This is a genomic window from Agromyces mediolanus, assembly GCF_014648575.1.
Taxonomy (GTDB): domain Bacteria; phylum Actinomycetota; class Actinomycetes; order Actinomycetales; family Microbacteriaceae; genus Agromyces; species Agromyces mediolanus.
The window spans coordinates 703,817-719,013 of record NZ_BMRJ01000001.1 but is presented as its reverse complement, the minus strand read 5'-3'; the positions used below and the strand labels follow the sequence as shown (position 1 = coordinate 719,013).

The 15,197-nt window shown below is 72.0% G+C and carries 17 protein-coding genes; 9 read left to right on the top strand and 8 right to left on the bottom strand.

Features of this window, described 5'->3' with window-relative positions; all coding sequences use genetic code 11:
* Positions 1 to 50: 50 nt before the first annotated feature.
* Both serC and IEY71_RS03350 read left to right on the top strand, forming a co-directional pair.
* Positions 51 to 1,166 (top strand): phosphoserine transaminase, encoded by a 1,116-nt coding sequence (serC, locus tag IEY71_RS03355; protein ID WP_189083869.1) that lies wholly within the window; start codon positions 51 to 53, stop codon positions 1,164 to 1,166.
* Positions 1,167 to 1,168: 2 nt separating this feature from the next.
* On the top strand, positions 1,169 to 1,420 hold the full coding sequence (locus IEY71_RS03350; protein WP_189083868.1) for a DUF2530 domain-containing protein: 252 nt from the start codon (positions 1,169 to 1,171) through the stop codon (positions 1,418 to 1,420).
* Here IEY71_RS03350 and IEY71_RS03345 read toward each other — a convergent pair.
* Positions 1,402 to 2,121: a DUF3027 domain-containing protein gene (locus IEY71_RS03345; protein ID WP_189083867.1), complete on the bottom strand. Its 720-nt coding sequence runs from the start codon at positions 2,119 to 2,121 to the stop codon at positions 1,402 to 1,404. The genes IEY71_RS03350 and IEY71_RS03345 overlap by 19 nt on opposite strands.
* Positions 2,114 to 2,494, bottom strand: coding sequence for a cold-shock protein (locus IEY71_RS03340; RefSeq protein ID WP_189083866.1), 381 nt, complete (start codon positions 2,492 to 2,494; stop codon positions 2,114 to 2,116). Before IEY71_RS03340 ends, IEY71_RS03345 begins: the two co-directional genes overlap by 8 nt.
* Positions 2,495 to 2,601: 107 nt before the next feature.
* Between IEY71_RS03340 and IEY71_RS03335 the strand changes: the two genes are divergently transcribed.
* The 3 genes from IEY71_RS03335 to IEY71_RS03325 all read left to right on the top strand — a co-directional run bounded on the left by IEY71_RS03335 (position 2,602) and on the right by IEY71_RS03325 (position 6,500).
* Positions 2,602 to 2,874: a hypothetical protein gene (locus tag IEY71_RS03335; RefSeq protein WP_189083865.1), complete on the top strand. Its 273-nt coding sequence runs from the start codon at positions 2,602 to 2,604 to the stop codon at positions 2,872 to 2,874.
* Positions 2,875 to 2,882: 8 nt separating this feature from the next.
* Complete coding sequence (locus IEY71_RS03330) at positions 2,883 to 4,751, top strand: helicase-associated domain-containing protein (protein WP_189083864.1); 1,869 nt, start codon at positions 2,883 to 2,885, stop codon at positions 4,749 to 4,751.
* Positions 4,752 to 4,853: 102 nt separating this feature from the next.
* Entirely contained in the window at positions 4,854 to 6,500 is a 1,647-nt protein-coding gene (locus tag IEY71_RS03325; protein WP_189083863.1) for a DNA repair helicase XPB, read from the top strand.
* A 33-nt stretch (positions 6,501 to 6,533) separates the two neighbouring features.
* On the opposite strand, the gene IEY71_RS03320 is transcribed toward IEY71_RS03325, so the two are convergent.
* Both IEY71_RS03320 and folP read right to left on the bottom strand, forming a co-directional pair.
* Positions 6,534 to 7,256: a pyrimidine reductase family protein gene (locus IEY71_RS03320; protein WP_189083862.1), complete on the bottom strand. Its 723-nt coding sequence runs from the start codon at positions 7,254 to 7,256 to the stop codon at positions 6,534 to 6,536.
* Entirely contained in the window at positions 7,253 to 8,188 is a 936-nt protein-coding gene (folP, locus tag IEY71_RS03315; RefSeq protein ID WP_189083861.1) for a dihydropteroate synthase, read from the bottom strand. The genes IEY71_RS03320 and folP overlap by 4 nt, the downstream gene beginning before the upstream one ends.
* Before the next feature lie 107 nt (positions 8,189 to 8,295).
* Here folP and IEY71_RS03310 point away from each other — a divergent pair, with 107 nt between their 5' ends.
* The 3 genes from IEY71_RS03310 to IEY71_RS03300 all read left to right on the top strand — a co-directional run bounded on the left by IEY71_RS03310 (position 8,296) and on the right by IEY71_RS03300 (position 11,319).
* Positions 8,296 to 8,988 (top strand): response regulator transcription factor, encoded by a 693-nt coding sequence (locus IEY71_RS03310; RefSeq protein WP_022894322.1) that lies wholly within the window; start codon positions 8,296 to 8,298, stop codon positions 8,986 to 8,988.
* Between the two features lie 41 nt (positions 8,989 to 9,029).
* Complete coding sequence (locus IEY71_RS03305; protein WP_189083860.1) at positions 9,030 to 10,814, top strand: sensor histidine kinase; 1,785 nt, start codon at positions 9,030 to 9,032, stop codon at positions 10,812 to 10,814.
* 214 nt (positions 10,815 to 11,028) lie between these two features.
* Positions 11,029 to 11,319 (top strand): WXG100 family type VII secretion target, encoded by a 291-nt coding sequence (locus IEY71_RS03300; protein WP_189083859.1) that lies wholly within the window; start codon positions 11,029 to 11,031, stop codon positions 11,317 to 11,319.
* A gap of 151 nt (positions 11,320 to 11,470) precedes the next feature.
* Here the strand turns inward: IEY71_RS03300 and groL are convergent, their stop codons facing one another.
* The 4 genes from groL to IEY71_RS03280 form a co-directional block, all read right to left on the bottom strand.
* A complete protein-coding gene (gene groL, locus IEY71_RS03295) occupies positions 11,471 to 13,090 on the bottom strand; it encodes a chaperonin GroEL (protein ID WP_189083858.1) in 1,620 nt (539 codons plus the stop codon).
* A 192-nt stretch (positions 13,091 to 13,282) separates the two neighbouring features.
* Complete coding sequence (locus tag IEY71_RS03290; RefSeq protein WP_189083857.1) at positions 13,283 to 13,486, bottom strand: cold-shock protein; 204 nt, start codon at positions 13,484 to 13,486, stop codon at positions 13,283 to 13,285.
* Positions 13,487 to 13,662: 176 nt separating this feature from the next.
* Positions 13,663 to 14,208: a LytR C-terminal domain-containing protein gene (locus tag IEY71_RS03285; protein WP_189083856.1), complete on the bottom strand. Its 546-nt coding sequence runs from the start codon at positions 14,206 to 14,208 to the stop codon at positions 13,663 to 13,665.
* 28 nt (positions 14,209 to 14,236) lie between these two features.
* A complete protein-coding gene (locus IEY71_RS03280; protein ID WP_189083855.1) occupies positions 14,237 to 14,527 on the bottom strand; it encodes a DUF3263 domain-containing protein in 291 nt (96 codons plus the stop codon).
* Positions 14,528 to 14,795: 268 nt separating this feature from the next.
* Here IEY71_RS03280 and msrB point away from each other — a divergent pair, with 268 nt between their 5' ends.
* On the top strand, positions 14,796 to 15,197 hold the full coding sequence (gene msrB, locus IEY71_RS03275) for a peptide-methionine (R)-S-oxide reductase MsrB (protein ID WP_189083854.1): 402 nt from the start codon (positions 14,796 to 14,798) through the stop codon (positions 15,195 to 15,197).

Here is a 15,197-nt window from a genome sequence, read left to right as displayed (position 1 = left end):
AGCCCGCCTTCCAGCCTAGTGGGCTCGCCGCCATCGATAGACTCATCCGCATGCCGAGCCTCGTGATCCCCGCTGAACTCCTGCCCGCCGACGGACGATTCGGCTGCGGCCCGTCGAAGGTGCGGCCCGAACAGCTCGCCCACCTCGCCGAGTTCGGCCCGGCCATCCTCGGCACCTCGCACCGCCAGGCCCCGGTGAAGGACCTCGTCGGCCGCGTCCGCTCGGGCCTCTCGGAGCTCTTCTCGCTCCCCGAGGGCTACGAGGTCGTGCTCGGGAACGGCGGCTCGACCGCGTTCTGGGACGCCGCCGCCGCCTCGCTCATCGAGCGCCGCGCGCAGCTCGCCTCCTTCGGCGAGTTCGGCGCGAAGTTCGCGAAGGCCGCCGGGGCTCCCTGGCTCGAGGCGCCCGACGTCCGCACCGCGGCGCCGGGCACGAGCGCCCGCACCGAGGCGATCGCGGGCGTCGACGTGTACGCCTGGCCGCAGAACGAGACCTCGACCGGCGTGCAGGCCCCGGTCCGGCGCGTCGCCGGCGACGCGGGCGCGCTCACCGTCGTCGACGCCACGAGCGCCGCGGGCGGCATCGCCGTCGACCCGAACGAGTTCGACGTGTACTACTTCGCCCCGCAGAAGAACTTCGCGGCCGACGGCGGACTGTGGTTCGCCATCCTCTCCCCCGCCGCGATCGAGCGGGTCGAGCGCATCGCCGCTTCGGGCCGGTACATCCCCGAGTTCCTCTCCCTCAAGAACGCGGTCGACAACTCGCGGCTCAACCAGACGCTGAACACCCCCGCCCTCGCGACGCTCCTGCTCATGGAGAACCAGATCGACTGGATGAACGCGTCGGGCGGCCTCGCCTGGGCCGACGCGCGCACCCGCGAGTCGTCGTCGGTGCTCTACGACTGGGCCACCGCTTCGACGGTCGCGACGCCCTTCGTCGCCGACCCCGCCGACCGCTCGCAGGTGGTCGTCACGATCGACTTCGACGAGTCGACGGATGCCTCGGCGATCTCGAAGGCGCTGCGGGCGAACGGCGTCGTCGACACCGAGCCGTACCGCAAGCTCGGCCGGAACCAGCTGCGCATCGCCACGTTCACCGCCATCGAGCCCGACGACGTGCGCGCCCTCACCTCGGCGATCGACTACGTGCTCGGGGAGCTGGGCTGACCATGCGGCTCTGGCTCGCCGAGCACGAGCGGCGCCCCGACCCGGAGCCCGCCCGCGCCGATGCGCGGAAGGCGCTGCTCGTCGGCACGATCGGCTGGCTCGTCGCGCTCGGGGTGGTGCTCGCCCTCGGGGGCACGATCGACGAGCGCGCGAGCGCGCTGCTGGTGCCGACGACGCTGATCGGCGCCGGCCTGGGCGTCGCCGGCATCGTCGCCGTGCAGCTGCTCAGGCGGCGTCAGTCGCGCTCGTCGTGATCCTCGGCTGACGACTCGTCGTCGTCGGACTCCTCGTCGTCGGACTCGTCGTCGTCGTCGGACTCCTCGTCATCCGCCTCGTCGTCGAGCGCATCGATCTCGATGCCGTCGAACGCGTCGTCGTGATCGTCGTCGTGATCATCGAAGCCGTCGTCGTCCGAGTCCTCGTCGTCGTCCTCGTCGTCCGAGTCCTCGTCGAGCTGCTCGTCGTCGAATTCCTCGTCGAGCTCGGCCTCCGCGTCGTCGCCGGCCAGCGCGGCGGCTTCGGCCGCGGCGGCCTGCGCGGCCCGGTACTCCGCGAGCCGATCGGACCACGGCACCCACTCGGGGGCGAGCAGGGCCCGCTCCCCCGGCATGAGCTCGGTCTCGAGCACGGTCGGCTCGGCGTCCTCGACGCGGGCGATCGTGACGCTCCAGTGCCACCCGGGGTAGCCCGCCAGGTCGGCGGCGAAGAGCAGCGACAGCACGTGCTCGCCCTCGACGATGTGGCCGACGACCGAGCCGACGGTCTCGGGAGGAGTGACCTCGAGCAGCGCACGCTGCGCGAGTGCGGCCGAGGCGAGCAGCACTTCGTCGGCGACGAACGACCGCTCCTCGGCGGGCGCGGCGTCGGCCTCCGTCCGCTCGGCTTCGGGCTCCGCCTGCGCCGTGGCGGCGTCGGTCTCGGTCGGCGTGGTTTCGGCTTCGGTGGGCTCAGGCATCCAGCTCGTCAGCCACCTTCCGCAGCAGCGTCGCGATCTGCCGGCCGCGCGCCTTGTCGGGGTAGCGTCCGCGGCGCAGGTCGCTGCCCGCGGCGTCGAGCCACTTCACCAGGTCTTCCACCACGACCGCCATGTCGTCGGCCGAACGGCGGTTGATGCGGGCGAGGCTCGGCGGCGTCTCGAGGACGCGCACCGAGAGGGCCTGCGGGCCGCGCTTGCCGTCGGCGATGCCGTACTCGACCTTCGAACCAGCCCGGACCACGGCCCCGGCGGGGAGGGCGGAGGCGTGCAGGAAGACCTCCTGGCCGTCATCACCACTGATGAAGCCGAACCCCTTCTCCTCGTCGTAGAACTTGACCTTGCCGCTGGGCATCGCGTGACCTCGCTCGTGTCCATGCGGGCGCACCGGAACTCGTCGCCCTCGGGTGCCCAGTCTAGTTGCGGCCGACGCACTCGGCTCGCCCTGGCTATCCTGGGAGGGTGAGCACCGATCGTCCCACCTCCGAGAACCGCCTCGAGCGCGTCCTCGCCTTCATGGTCGCCGGCTCGGTCGGGCTGTCGGTGCTGTGCATCTTCGCCGTGCTGATCGCCACCGCCTCCGGAGCGGGCGCCGGCGACGGCTTCAGCCGCGGCATCTGGCCGGTCGTCTTCTTCGTCCCCGTCGTCGGACTGCCGCTCGGCTTCCTCCTCCTCGTCGTCCTGCTCATCGTCAACGCCGTGCGCCGCTCGCGCGAGGCGCGAACCGGGAGCTGAGCGGGCCTATGCTGCAGCTCGCCGCACAGCTCCGGGGCATGGGCCGCGACGAGCTGCGCGACGCGCTCACCCTCCGCGAGTTCTCGACCGACGGCATCGCCGACCTCTTCGACCTGGCCGAGGCGCTGCTGCACCAGGACTCCCTCGACCACGTCATCGGCCGCCTCGACCGGCCGCACCTCGCGGTGCTCGCCGCGCTCGCGAGCGCCGATCACCAGCTCGACGAGGGGGCGCTCGCCGAACGCGTCGCCGGGCTCGGCGCTTCCGCGGAGTTCCGGCGCGGGCTGCCCGCGCTCCTCGGCGGTCTGCGGGCGCGCCTGCTCGTCGTGGACGCGGAGGGCGGCCCAGCGGGCGCGCTGCACGTCCCCGCCGCGATCGCGACCCGGCTCGTCCCCCGCCTCGGCGACGAGCTGCCGAGTCTCGAGGAGCTGCTCGCCCCCGCGCCTCCGGTCCTGCAGGCCGTGGACCAGGTCGACCGCTCGCTGCTCGCCCGGCGCGCCTCCGAGCAGGCCTACGCGACGGTCGCCGCCACCGCCGAGCTCCTCGCCGCCCTCGGTGCCCAGCCCGCGCGGGAGCTCGCGAAGGGCGGGCTCGCCCTGCCCGACGCGCGCCGCCTCGCCGAGGTCGCGGGCGTCGCGCTCGACGAGGTGCCGCGCCTGTTCGGCCGCGCGGTGGAGGCCGGGCTGGTCGTGCGCGACGGCGCGTACTGGCTCGAGTCCGACGCGGGAGCGGCGTGGTCGCTCTCCGGTCCGGCCGAGCGCTGGGCCGTCCTCGCCGAGTGCTGGCGCGAGCGCGTGCCGCCCGCACTCCGCGAACTCGTGACGCGGCGCAGCGAGACGCTGTCGGCGGCGGCGTTCCGCGAGGATGTGCGCTGGCTCTACCCCGTCGGCGGCGACTGGCTCGATGCGGGCCTCGCCAGGCTCGCGGGCGAAGCGGAGGCGCTCGGCCTCGCGGTCGCCGGCGAACCCGTCGAGCCGGGCCGGCTCGTGCTCGGCGGGCGACTCGACGAGGCCGCCGCGCTGCTCAGCGCGCACTTCCCGGCGCAGGTCGACCGGGTCTACGTGCAGCACGACCTCACGATCGTCTCGCCCGGGCCCCTCGAGCCGGCGCTCGACGCCAGGTTGCGCGGCTTCGCCGACGTCGAGGGTCGCGACCTCGCCTCGAGCTACCGGGTCACGGCCGCGTCCGTGAATCGCGGCCTCGCGGCCGGCGAGACGGCGGACTCGATCCGCGAGTTCCTCGGCGCGCTCTCGCTGACCGGCATCCCGCAGCCCCTCGAGTACCTCGTCGCGGAGGCCGCCGCGCGCTTCGGCGCGGTGCGGGTCTCCGTCGCCGACGACGGCGACGCGCCGGCGAAGAGCTCGGTGCGCTCCGAGGACGAGCAGCTGATCGGCACGCTCGAGGTCGACCAGTCGCTCAGCGCGATCGGGCTGCGGCGCACCGGCCCGCACCGCCTGCTCTCCAGGTTCGCCCCGGACGTCGTGTTCTGGGCCCTCTCCGACGCCAGGTATCCGGTCGCCGCGGAGGATGCGGACGGGCGCATCCTCCGCCTGCAACGGCACCGCCTCGCGCCGACCCCGCCCCCGGCGCCCGCCGGCGACCCCATCGGCAAGCTCCTCGACGTGCTGCTCGCCGCCCCGAGCGACGGCCCCGCGACCGAGCAGGCGTGGCTCGCCCGACAGCTCGAGGCCGCGGCCCGCGCGAAGGAGACGCTGACGGTGACGGTGCGGATGCCGGGCGGGCAGACGGCCGACTACCTCCTCGCGCCGGCGAGCGTCGCGAACGGCCGGCTCCGGGCGCGCGACCGCAAGGCCGACATCGAGCGCACCCTGCCGATCTCCGCCATCGCCTCGGTCGCCCCGGCGCCCGAGTTCTGAGCGCCGGTTCCCGACTGCCCGATCCCGCCTGCGCGGCGGCCGAAGGGGGCGGATCCGGCGACGCGGCCGCGGGTCGCCGGATCGGGCGTAGACTTGACGGTCATGTCAGACGGCCCCCTCATCGTGCAGAGCGACCGCACCGTGCTGCTCGAGGTCGCGAACCCGCTCGCGGAAGACGCGCGGCACGACCTCGCAGTCTTCGCGGAGCTCGAGCGCGCCCCCGAGCACATCCACACCTACCGGATCACCAGGCTCGGCCTCTGGAACGCGCGGGCCGCGGGGCACACCGCCGACGACATGCTCGGCACGCTCGAGCGCTACGCGAAGTTCCCGGTGCCGCAGACCGTGTCGGTCGACATGCGCGAGACCGTCGGCCGCTACGGCCGGCTCGTGATCGATCGCACCGACGACGGCGAGTTGCGCCTGCGCAGCGACGACCTCGCGGTGCTCACCGAGGTCGTCGGCGCGAAGCGCATCTCGCCGCTCATCGGCGAGCGCATCGACGACACGAGCTTCCTCGTCGAACCGTGGGCGCGCGGACAGCTGAAGCAGGAGCTCGTGAAGCTCGGCTGGCCCGCCGAGGATCTCGCCGGCTACACGCCGGGCACCCCGCACGTCATCGACCTCGCCGAGAACGGCTGGCACCTGCGCGACTACCAGCAGAAGGCGGTCGACAACTTCTTCGACGGCGGCTCCGGCGTCGTCGTGCTCCCCTGCGGCGCGGGCAAGACGCTCGTCGGCGCGGGCGCGATGGCCACCGCGAAGACCACGACGCTCATCCTCGTCACGAACACGGTCTCCGCCCGGCAGTGGCGCTACGAGCTGCTGCGCCGCACGAGCCTCACCCCCGAGGAGATCGGCGAGTACTCGGGCCAGACCAAGGAGATCAAGCCGGTCACGATCGCGACCTATCAGATCCTCACGGCGAAGCGGAAGGGCGAGTACGCCCATCTCTCGCTGCTCGACGCCCTCGACTGGGGCCTCATCGTCTACGACGAGGTGCACCTGCTTCCGGCGCCCGTGTTCAAGCTGACGGCCGAGCTGCAGGCCCGCCGCCGGCTCGGGCTCACGGCGACGCTCGTGCGCGAGGACGGCCGCGAGGGCGATGTGTTCAGCCTCATCGGCCCGAAGCGCTTCGACGCCCCGTGGAAGGAGATCGAGGCGCAGGGCTTCATCTCCCCTGCCGCCTGCTACGAGGTGCGCATCGACCTGCCGCAGTCCGAGCGGCTCGCGTACGCGGCATCCGCCGACGACGAGCGCTACCGGCTCGCCGCGACCGCGCCGGCGAAGCTCGGCGTCGTGAAGCAGCTCGTCGAGCGGCACGCGGGCGAGCGCATCCTCGTGATCGGGCAGTACCTCGACCAGATCGACGAGCTCGCCGAGACGCTCGGCGCCCCGCAGCTGACGGGCGCCACGCCGGTCGACGAGCGCGAGCGCCTGTTCCAGGAGTTCCGCGACGGCCGCACGCCGGTGCTCGTCGTCTCGAAGGTCGCGAACTTCTCCGTCGACCTCCCCGAGGCGACCGTGGCGATCCAGGTCTCCGGCTCCTACGGTTCGCGCCAGGAGGAGGCGCAGCGGCTCGGCCGTCTGCTCCGCCCGAAGGAGTCCGGGCTCTCGGCGAACTTCTACACGCTCGTCTCGCGCGACACGGTCGACCAGGACTTCGCGCAGAACCGGCAGCGCTTCCTCGCCGAACAGGGCTACTCGTACACGATCCTCGACGCGCACGCCCTCGACGCGGCCGCCTGAGCTCGCCGCCGCCCGAGCTCGCGGCTGACCCGGCTACCGCGCTCTGGCGTACCTGAGCAGCAGCAGGTCCCGCGCTGGGATCGCGTGCACGAGGTGCATCCGCCGGGTCTGCTGGGTGAGGCCCTGCGCGATGCGCCCGGCGCTGCCGGAGACCAGCAGCGGGCTGAGACTCAGGCAGAGCTCGTCGACGAGGTCGGCGTCGAGCAGCGCACCGAAGAGGTGCGGCCCGCCCTCGCAGAGGACCTGCGGCATCCCTCGCTCGGCGAGCGCGTCGCGCACGAGCGCGGGTTCCACCCGCTCGACCCCGCAGTCCACGAGCTCGGCGACCTCGGCGAGCGCTGCACGACGAGCGGGGTCGGATGCCTCGTGGGTGAGCACGAGCGGCCGTCCCTCGGCTTCGGCGAACACGGCGCCGGCCGGGTCGAGCTCGAGCGCCGAGGACACGATCGCGATGCGAGGCGCTTCGGGCAGCCCGTGCTCGCGGCGCCACGCCCGGTTCTCGGCTCGGAGCCGGAGCCCGCCGTAGCCTTCGGCCCGCACCGTGCCGGCCCCGACGAGCACGACGTCGGCGAGCGTGCGGAGCACGCCCATCGCGAGCCGGTCGGCGGGGTCGCCGAGCCCGCCGCTGCGGCCGTCGAGGGTGACGGCGCCGTCGAGGCTCATCACGAAGTTCATCCTGATCCGCGGCGTCGCCCGGTCGGGCAGGCCGTAGGCGTCGAAGAGCTGCGCGCGGGTCACGCCCGGGTCCTCGCTCACGAGGCCTCCTCGTTCGGGCCGTCGACGAGGTTGTGCTTCAGGTAGGCGGGCTCGCGCCATCCGAGGATCGCCTCGACCATCCGCGCCGCGTCCACGGACTCGGCCACGTTGTGCATGCGCAGGATGCGCGCGCCCTGCGCCGCGCAGAACACGGCGGCGGCGATCGATCCGGCGAGCCGGCCGTCGCGCGGGCGGTCGAGGGACTCGCCGATGAAGTCCTTGTTCGACACCGCGGCGACGAGCGGGAAGCCGAGCTCCGTGAACTCGCCGAAGCGGCGGGTGAGCTCGAGCGTGTGCCGGGTGTTCTTGTTCAGGTCGTGCCCCGGGTCGAGCACGATCCGCTCCTCCGGCACCCCGAGCGAGACGGCGAGCGCGACGCGCTGCTCGAGGAAGGCGCGGACCTCGTCCACCACGTCGGCGTACTCCGGCTTCGGGAACCACTGCCGGGGCTCCGCCCGGCTGTGCGTGATGACGAGGGTCGCGTCGGAGGCGGCGACCGCTTCGGCGAGCGCGGGGTCGTGGATGCCGGTGGTGTCGTTGATCACGTGCGCGCCGGCGGCGATGGCCGCCCACGCGACCTCGCCGTGGAACGTGTCGACGGAGAGCGCGGCGCCATCGTCTCGCAACGCCTCGACGACGGGCACGACCCGATCGATCTCCTCGGCGACGGGGATGGCGGGGCCGGGCCCGAACTTCGCGCCGCCGATGTCGATCCACGCGGCGCCGGCGGCGATCGCTCGGCGGCCGGCCTCGACCGCCGCGTCGAGCCCGAAGGTCGCCCCGCGGTCGTAGAACGAGTCGGGGGTGCGGTTCACGACCGCCATGATCTGGATCTCGCGCCGGTAGTCGACGTCGCGCCCGGCGATGCGGCGCACGGGGTGGCGGTACTGGGGCTCGACCCAGCCGAACGGTCGAGTCGAGGGGGCAGCCATACCCGAATCGTAGCCCGGGACCGGAGCGCCGCCGTCGCGGTCCGGCGTCGGCGAGGCGCGCAACTGACTCCCAGGCAGCTTCCAGCGAACGCTAAGAGAATGTCGCCATGAGCGACGGACCCCGCATTCTCATCGTCGACGACGAGCCCAACATCCGCGACCTGCTGACCACGAGCCTGCGCTTCGCCGGCTTCGCCGTCCGGGCGGTCGGCAACGGCGCCCAGACCATCTCCGCCGTGCTCGAAGAAGAGCCCGACCTCATCATCCTCGACGTCATGCTGCCCGACATGAACGGCTTCGGCGTCACCAAGCGCCTGCGCTCCGCGGGCTACACCGCGCCCATCCTGTTCCTCACCGCGAAGGACGACACGGAGGACAAGATCACCGGCCTCACCGTCGGCGGCGACGACTACGTGACCAAGCCGTTCTCGCTCGACGAGATCGTGGCCCGCATCAAGGCGATCCTCCGCCGCACCATGCACGCCGAGGAGGACGCGGTCATCCGCACGGGCGAGCTCACCATGGACCAGGACACGCACGAGGTGCTCGTCGGCGACGTCCCGGTCGAGCTGTCCCCCACCGAGTTCAAGCTGCTGCGCTACCTCATGCTGAACCCGAACCGCGTGCTCTCGAAGGCGCAGATCCTCGACCACGTCTGGGAGTACGACTTCAACGGCGACGCGGGCATCGTCGAGAGCTACATCTCGTACCTGCGCCGCAAGCTCGACCAGCACTCGGCCGAACCGCTGATCCAGACCAAGCGCGGCTTCGGCTACATGCTGAAGAGCTCCAAGCCGTGATCAGCGCTCGGCCAGGCGCGTCGGCGTAGGCTCGTCGTGCCATGAACCAGACGATCTTCGAGCGGTGGAACCGCATCTCGCTGCGCACGAAGATCACGGGCGTGACGGTGCTGATGCTCACCCTCGGGCTCCTGGTCTCCGGCATCGGCACGGCCGCGATGCTGCGCAGCTACGCCGAGCAGCAGCTCGAGAGCCGGCTGCGCACGATCGCCTCCGGCGACGTGGTCTCGCGCTACTTCTATGGCGAGGACGGCGACTCGAGCGCCGACGGCCTCGACGTGCGGCCGTCCGACGACGTGTTCGTCGCGAAGTACGACCCCGAGACCGGGGACTTCCTGGCGCACAACTGGCAGGGCCGGCCGCGCGACGAGGTGCCGCTGTTCCCCTCGCAGCTCAGCATCGCCAAGGTCAACGAGATGAACGCCAACGGCTACGTCGTGGTGCCGCTGCCCGACCAGCACGGTGATCAGACCTTCCGCGCGGTGACGGCGCTCATCGACACGCACGGCAGCTTCATGCCGATCGTCATCGCGATCTCGACCGCCGAGACCGAGCGGCTGCTCGCGGCGTACCTCACGATCTTCCTCGGCTTCGGGCTCGGCGTCGTCATCGTCGGCGCCCTGCTCACCCGCATGCTCGTGACCTCGACGTTCACCCCGCTGCGCGAGGTCGAGCGCACCGCCGCGGCGATCGCCGACGGCGACTTCAGCCAGCGGCTCGACGGCGCGACCCCGAACACCGAGGTCGGCCGCTTGAACCGCTCGCTCAACACGATGCTGAACCGCATCGACCGGGCCTTCCGCGACCGGGCCCGCACGATCGACCAGATGCGCCGCTTCGTCGGGGATGCCTCGCATGAGCTGCGCACCCCGCTCGTCTCCGTCCGCGGCTACGCCGAGCTCTACCGGATGGGCGCACTGCAGACGCCCGAGGACGTCGGGCAGGCGATGGACCGCATCGAGAAGGAGGCCATCCGCATGGGCCTCCTCGTCGAGGATCTGCTCGCGCTCGCCCGCCTCGACGAGGCGAAGCCCCTCACGCTGAGCGAAGTCGACCTCGTCCCGCTCGCCCGCGACGCCGCGCTCGACGCCATGGCCGCCGCGCCCGCGCGCACCGTCACCGTCATCGCCCCGGAGGCCAACGAGGACGGCCCGGGCGAGGAGCCCACCGAGCTCGCGGTCGACCTCGACTCGCCGCCGATGCGGGCCACCGGTCCCATCGCCTTCGCGGGCGCGACACTCGCCCGGCTGCGGGGCCGGCGCCTCTCGCAGCCGCCGCGCCGTCCGGCCGCCAAGCAGCCCGCCCGCGAGACGCGCGAAGCGCAGCGCCGCCGCCAGCTCGACGCCGCCGCGCCCGAGCGCGAGGTGGTCGTCGATCCCGCACCGACCGTGCCCGTGCCCATGGGCTCCGGCACTCCCGCGCCGGTGCAGCGCGCGATCGTGCTGGCCGAGGAGAACAAGCTGCGCCAGGTCATCACGAACCTGATGGGCAACGCCATGCGGTTCACGGCCGACGATTCGCCGATCGAGATCCGCGTGAGCCTGGATGCCGCAGCCGAACGCGCCATGCTCGAGGTCGTCGACCACGGCGAGGGCATTCCGCCGCAGATCCGGGAGAAGATCTTCCAGCGCTTCTGGCGCGCCGACACCTCGCGTGCACGCGAGACGGGCGGCACGGGCCTCGGCCTCGCGATCGTCTCCTCGATCGTGGCCGCGCACAACGGCAGCGTCGATGTGGTCGAGACGCCGGGTGGCGGGGCCACCTTCCGCGTCTCGCTGCCGCTCGCCGACTCCGCCGCGGCACCGCAGCGCGTCGACGTCGGCTGATCCCCTCGGCACCGGCTGACGCCGTCGGCATCGGCGGCCCGCCACGCTCGCCGGCCGGTCGCCCGTCGATCGCGCCTCCTCCTCCACAGCGCCCGTCGCAGCGCGGGCGTCCACCCTTCGTCTCAGCGGCGCCCGGACATCGGAATCGCGCCGTTAGCTTCGACAGACGCGCCGTCGGCACCCTCGCCGACGACGTCCGACCGGAGGGAGCACGATGACCAGTTACGCCGTCGACAGCGGCCAGGTGCTCGGCGCCACGCAAGTGGTGCAGGGCACGATCGATCGCTTGCAGGGCGAGGTGGGGGCCCTGATGGGGCAGCTCGCCGGGCTGCAGTCGGTCTGGAGCGGGGCGGCATCGGCCGCCTTCCAGGGTGCGGTCGCCGACTGGCGCGCCACCCAGCAGCAGGTCGAGGCGAACCTCGGAGCCCTGCGGCAGGCGCTCGCGCTCGCCGGCACCGCATACGCCGAGGCCGAACAGGCCAACACGAGGCTCTTCCTACGCTGAGCCGCCGAGCCGATGAGCGGGCGGGCGAGCGAACCGCCGAGCCGATGAGCGGGAACGACGAAGGGCGCCTCCGGAACGGAGGCGCCCTTCGCGCGCTGCGGGGTGCTGGCACCCCGGTGCGGTGCGCTCGCAGCGAGCGCCCGCGTACGGACTAGAAGTCCATGCCACCCGTCGGGTCGGCGACCGGAGCGGCCGACTTCTCGGGCTTGTCGGCGACGACGGCCTCGGTGGTGAGGAAGAGGCCGGCGATCGACGCGGCGTTCTGCAGCGCCGAACGGGTCACCTTGGCGGGGTCGATGATGCCCTGGGCGAGCAGGTCGCCGTACTCGCCGGTCGCGGCGTTGAGGCCGTGACCCGCGGGGAGCTCCGACACCTTGTTCGCCACGACGCCCGGCTCGAGGCCCGCGTTGAGGGCGATCTGCTTGAGCGGCGCCTCGATCGCGACCTTGACGATGTTCGCACCGGTCGCCTCGTCGCCGACGAGCTCGAGCTTCTCGAACGCAGCCTTGCCGGCCTGGATGAGGGCGACGCCACCACCGGCGACGATGCCCTCCTCGACGGCGGCCTTCGCGTTGCGGACGGCGTCCTCGATGCGGTGCTTGCGCTCCTTGAGCTCGACCTCGGTCGCCGCGCCCGCCTTGATGACGGCGACGCCGCCGGCGAGCTTGGCGAGGCGCTCCTGAAGCTTCTCGCGGTCGTAGTCGGAGTCGGTGTTCTCGATCTCCTGGCGGATCTGCGCGACGCGACCGGCGATCTGCTCGGCGTCGCCGGCACCCTCGACGATGGTCGTCTCGTCCTTGGTGATGACGACCTTGCGCGCCTGACCGAGCAGGTCGAGCGTGACGTTCTCGAGCTTGAGGCCGAGCTCCTCGCTGATGACCTGGCCACCGGTGAGGATGGCGATGTCCTGCAGCTGGGCCTTGCGGCGGTCGCCGAAGCCGGGGGCCTTGACGGCGACCGACTTGAAGATGCCGCGGACCTTGTTGACGATCAGGGTCGCGAGCGCCTCGCCGTCGACGTCCTCGGCGATGATGAGCAGCTGCTTGCCGGTCTGGATCACCTTGTCGACGATGGGCAGCAGGTCCTTGATGTTCGAGACCTTGCTGTTCGCGATGAGGATGTACGGGTCCTCGAAGACCGCTTCCTGGCGCTCGGGGTCGGTGACGAAGTACGCCGACAGGTAGCCCTTGTCGAAGCGCATGCCCTCGGTGAGCTCGAGCTCGGTGCCGAAGGTGTTCGACTCCTCGACGGTGACGACGCCCTCCTTGCCGACCTTGTCGATCGCCTCGGCGATGATCTCGCCGATCTGGGGGTCGGCGGCGGAGATCGACGCGGTGGCGGCGATCTCGTCCTTGGTCTCGATCTCCTTCGCAGCGGCGAGGAGCTCCTCCGAGACGGCCGAGACGGCCTTCTCGATGCCGCGCTTCAGCGAGATGGGGTCGGCGCCGGCGGCGACGTTGCGGAGGCCCTCGCGCACGAGCGCCTGGGCGAGGACGACCGAGGTGGTCGTGCCGTCACCGGCGACGTCGTCGGTCTTCTTGGCGACCTCCTTGACGAGCTCCGCACCGATCTTCTCGTACGGGTCGTCGAGCTCGATCTCCTTGGCGATCGAGACACCGTCGTTCGTGATCGTGGGGGCGCCCCACTTCTTCTCGAGGACCACGTTGCGGCCGCGCGGGCCGAGGGTGACCTTGACCGCGTCGGCGAGCGTGTTCAGGCCGCGCTCGAGCCCACGACGGGCTTCCTCGTCGAAAGCGATGATCTTTGCCATGAGTTTCCTCTCGTCCCTTCACGGACGTCAAAAGAATGGTGGTTAGCACTCGAAACGAACGAGTGCTAAGACGATTCTGGCACTCTGCGTTCGAGAGTGCAAGGCGAGCGGCGCGCTCGCCCGGCCCTCAGCCGGCGCGCACGACAGAACGCGCCCCCGCCGACCGGGAGCGCGTTCTGGAACGGTCGTGATTCAGACGGCGCGGACCGATTCGGCCTGCGGCCCCTTCGATCCGGTGCCGAGCTCGAAGGCGACCTGCTGGCCCTCCTCGAGCACCTTGTACCCGCTCATCTCGATCGCGGAGTAGTGGACGAACACGTCCTGCCCACCCCCGTCGACCGTGATGAAGCCGTACCCCTTCTCAGCGTTGAACCACTTGACGGTCCCGTTCGCCATGCTTGCTCCCAGATTCGCATTCGAACGACGGCGGAGTTGCGCGTCGGCTCAGCATGCTCACAGATGCACGCCGGGGCGCACAAGAGCCGGGGGCGGAGAAAAGATCGCGGAATGGCAACGATTCTCCGCTTCGAGCGGCGAGACCGCGTCGCATCCCGGAATGGTCCCGATCCCGGCTACCCGCCGACCGCGGCCGCGTAGTCCGCGCCGAGCACCACGGTGATCGTGCCGCCCGTCTCCGCGATGGAGGGGTCGAGGCCGACGTCGCCCACCCCGAGCGCGCCGAGCACGCCCCGCGCGGCGCCCTCGAGCTCGGGGCTCGCGTAGTAGACGGTCGTCGTCTGGAAACTGCTGTCGCTCGCGTTCGCCGCGGAGGCCACCGGCACCCCGGCGCCCTGCAGGACGTCGGAGGCGGTGCTCGCGAGCCCGGACACGTCCGTGCCGTTCAGCACGAGCACCGGCACCTCGGGGGCGATCGTCGGCGGAGCGGTCTCCACGGGCTGCTCGGTCTGCGGCGGCGTCGAGGGCTCCGCGAAGTTCAGCCGCCCGTTGAACACCATGAGCCAGATGATGCCGCCGGCGACGAGCAGCACCGTGGCGAGCGCGGCGATCCCGAAGCCGATCCACGCTCGACCGCGTCGCGAGGGAGCTCGATGCGCGCCGACGCGGTCGATGCCGTTCGGCAGGCTGTCGAAGCGATCGCGAGGGAAGTTCTGCGCCATGGGTCCAGTTCGTTCGTCGGGGCCGCGCTCAGTCGAGCGTCCGGCCGGGCGTGGGAGTCCGGTGCGCCCGGGCTGCGACGCGGGCGTCGCGCAGGCGCAGGAGGCGGTTCACGAGGAGCGGGTCGTGACGCAGCGCGGCGGGCTGCTCGATGATGCCGCTGAGGAGCCGGTAGTACCTGGCGCCGCTGAGGCCGAGCTCGGTGCGGATGGCCTCGCCCTTGGCATCCGCGTCCGGCCAGGCCCGCGCCTCGAAGGCGAGGATGCGCACGGAGCGGTCGTCGAGCGCGGCGTCCGCGCCCGTCGTGCCGCTTGCGCCCATCGTCTCGCCTCCAGCTCTCGCCGCGCGGTGCGCGCCTCGAAGCACATCCTAGGGTCGGGCCGCCGGGAGGATGCCGCGCGCGCGGCGTGTGTTCGGCATCCGCCGTCGACGAAACGCCGGGAACAGCCCCGGACTCGCGCACGTTGTATGACCGTGCCGGGTTTGTCCGGCGCGCCGAGCCTGCCACGATGGAGCTGGCGGCGATCGCGCGAGCTACCCCCGGCTCGCGGGTCCGCCCGGCGCGGAACGAATCGAGAGGATTCCGAGAATGAGCTATCGGGTCGACAAGAGCGACGAGCAGTGGCGCCAGGAGCTCGACGCCGAGCAGTACTCCGTGCTGCGCGAGGCGGCGACCGAGCGCCCGTGGACGGGCGAGCTGCTCGACGAGCACCGCGCAGGCGTCTACCAGTGCGCGGCGTGCGGCGCCGAACTGTTCAAGAGCGGCACGAAGTTCGACTCCGGCTGCGGATGGCCGAGCTTCTACGAGTCCGTCCGCCCGGAGGCGGTCGAGCTGATCGAGGACACGAGCCTCGGCATGGTGCGCACCGAGGTGCGCTGCGCGAGCTGCGGGTCCCACCTGGGGCACGTCTTCCCCGACGGCTTCGGCACTCCGACGGGTGATCGCTACTGCATGAACTCGATCGCGCTCGACTTCACGCCGGAATCCTGA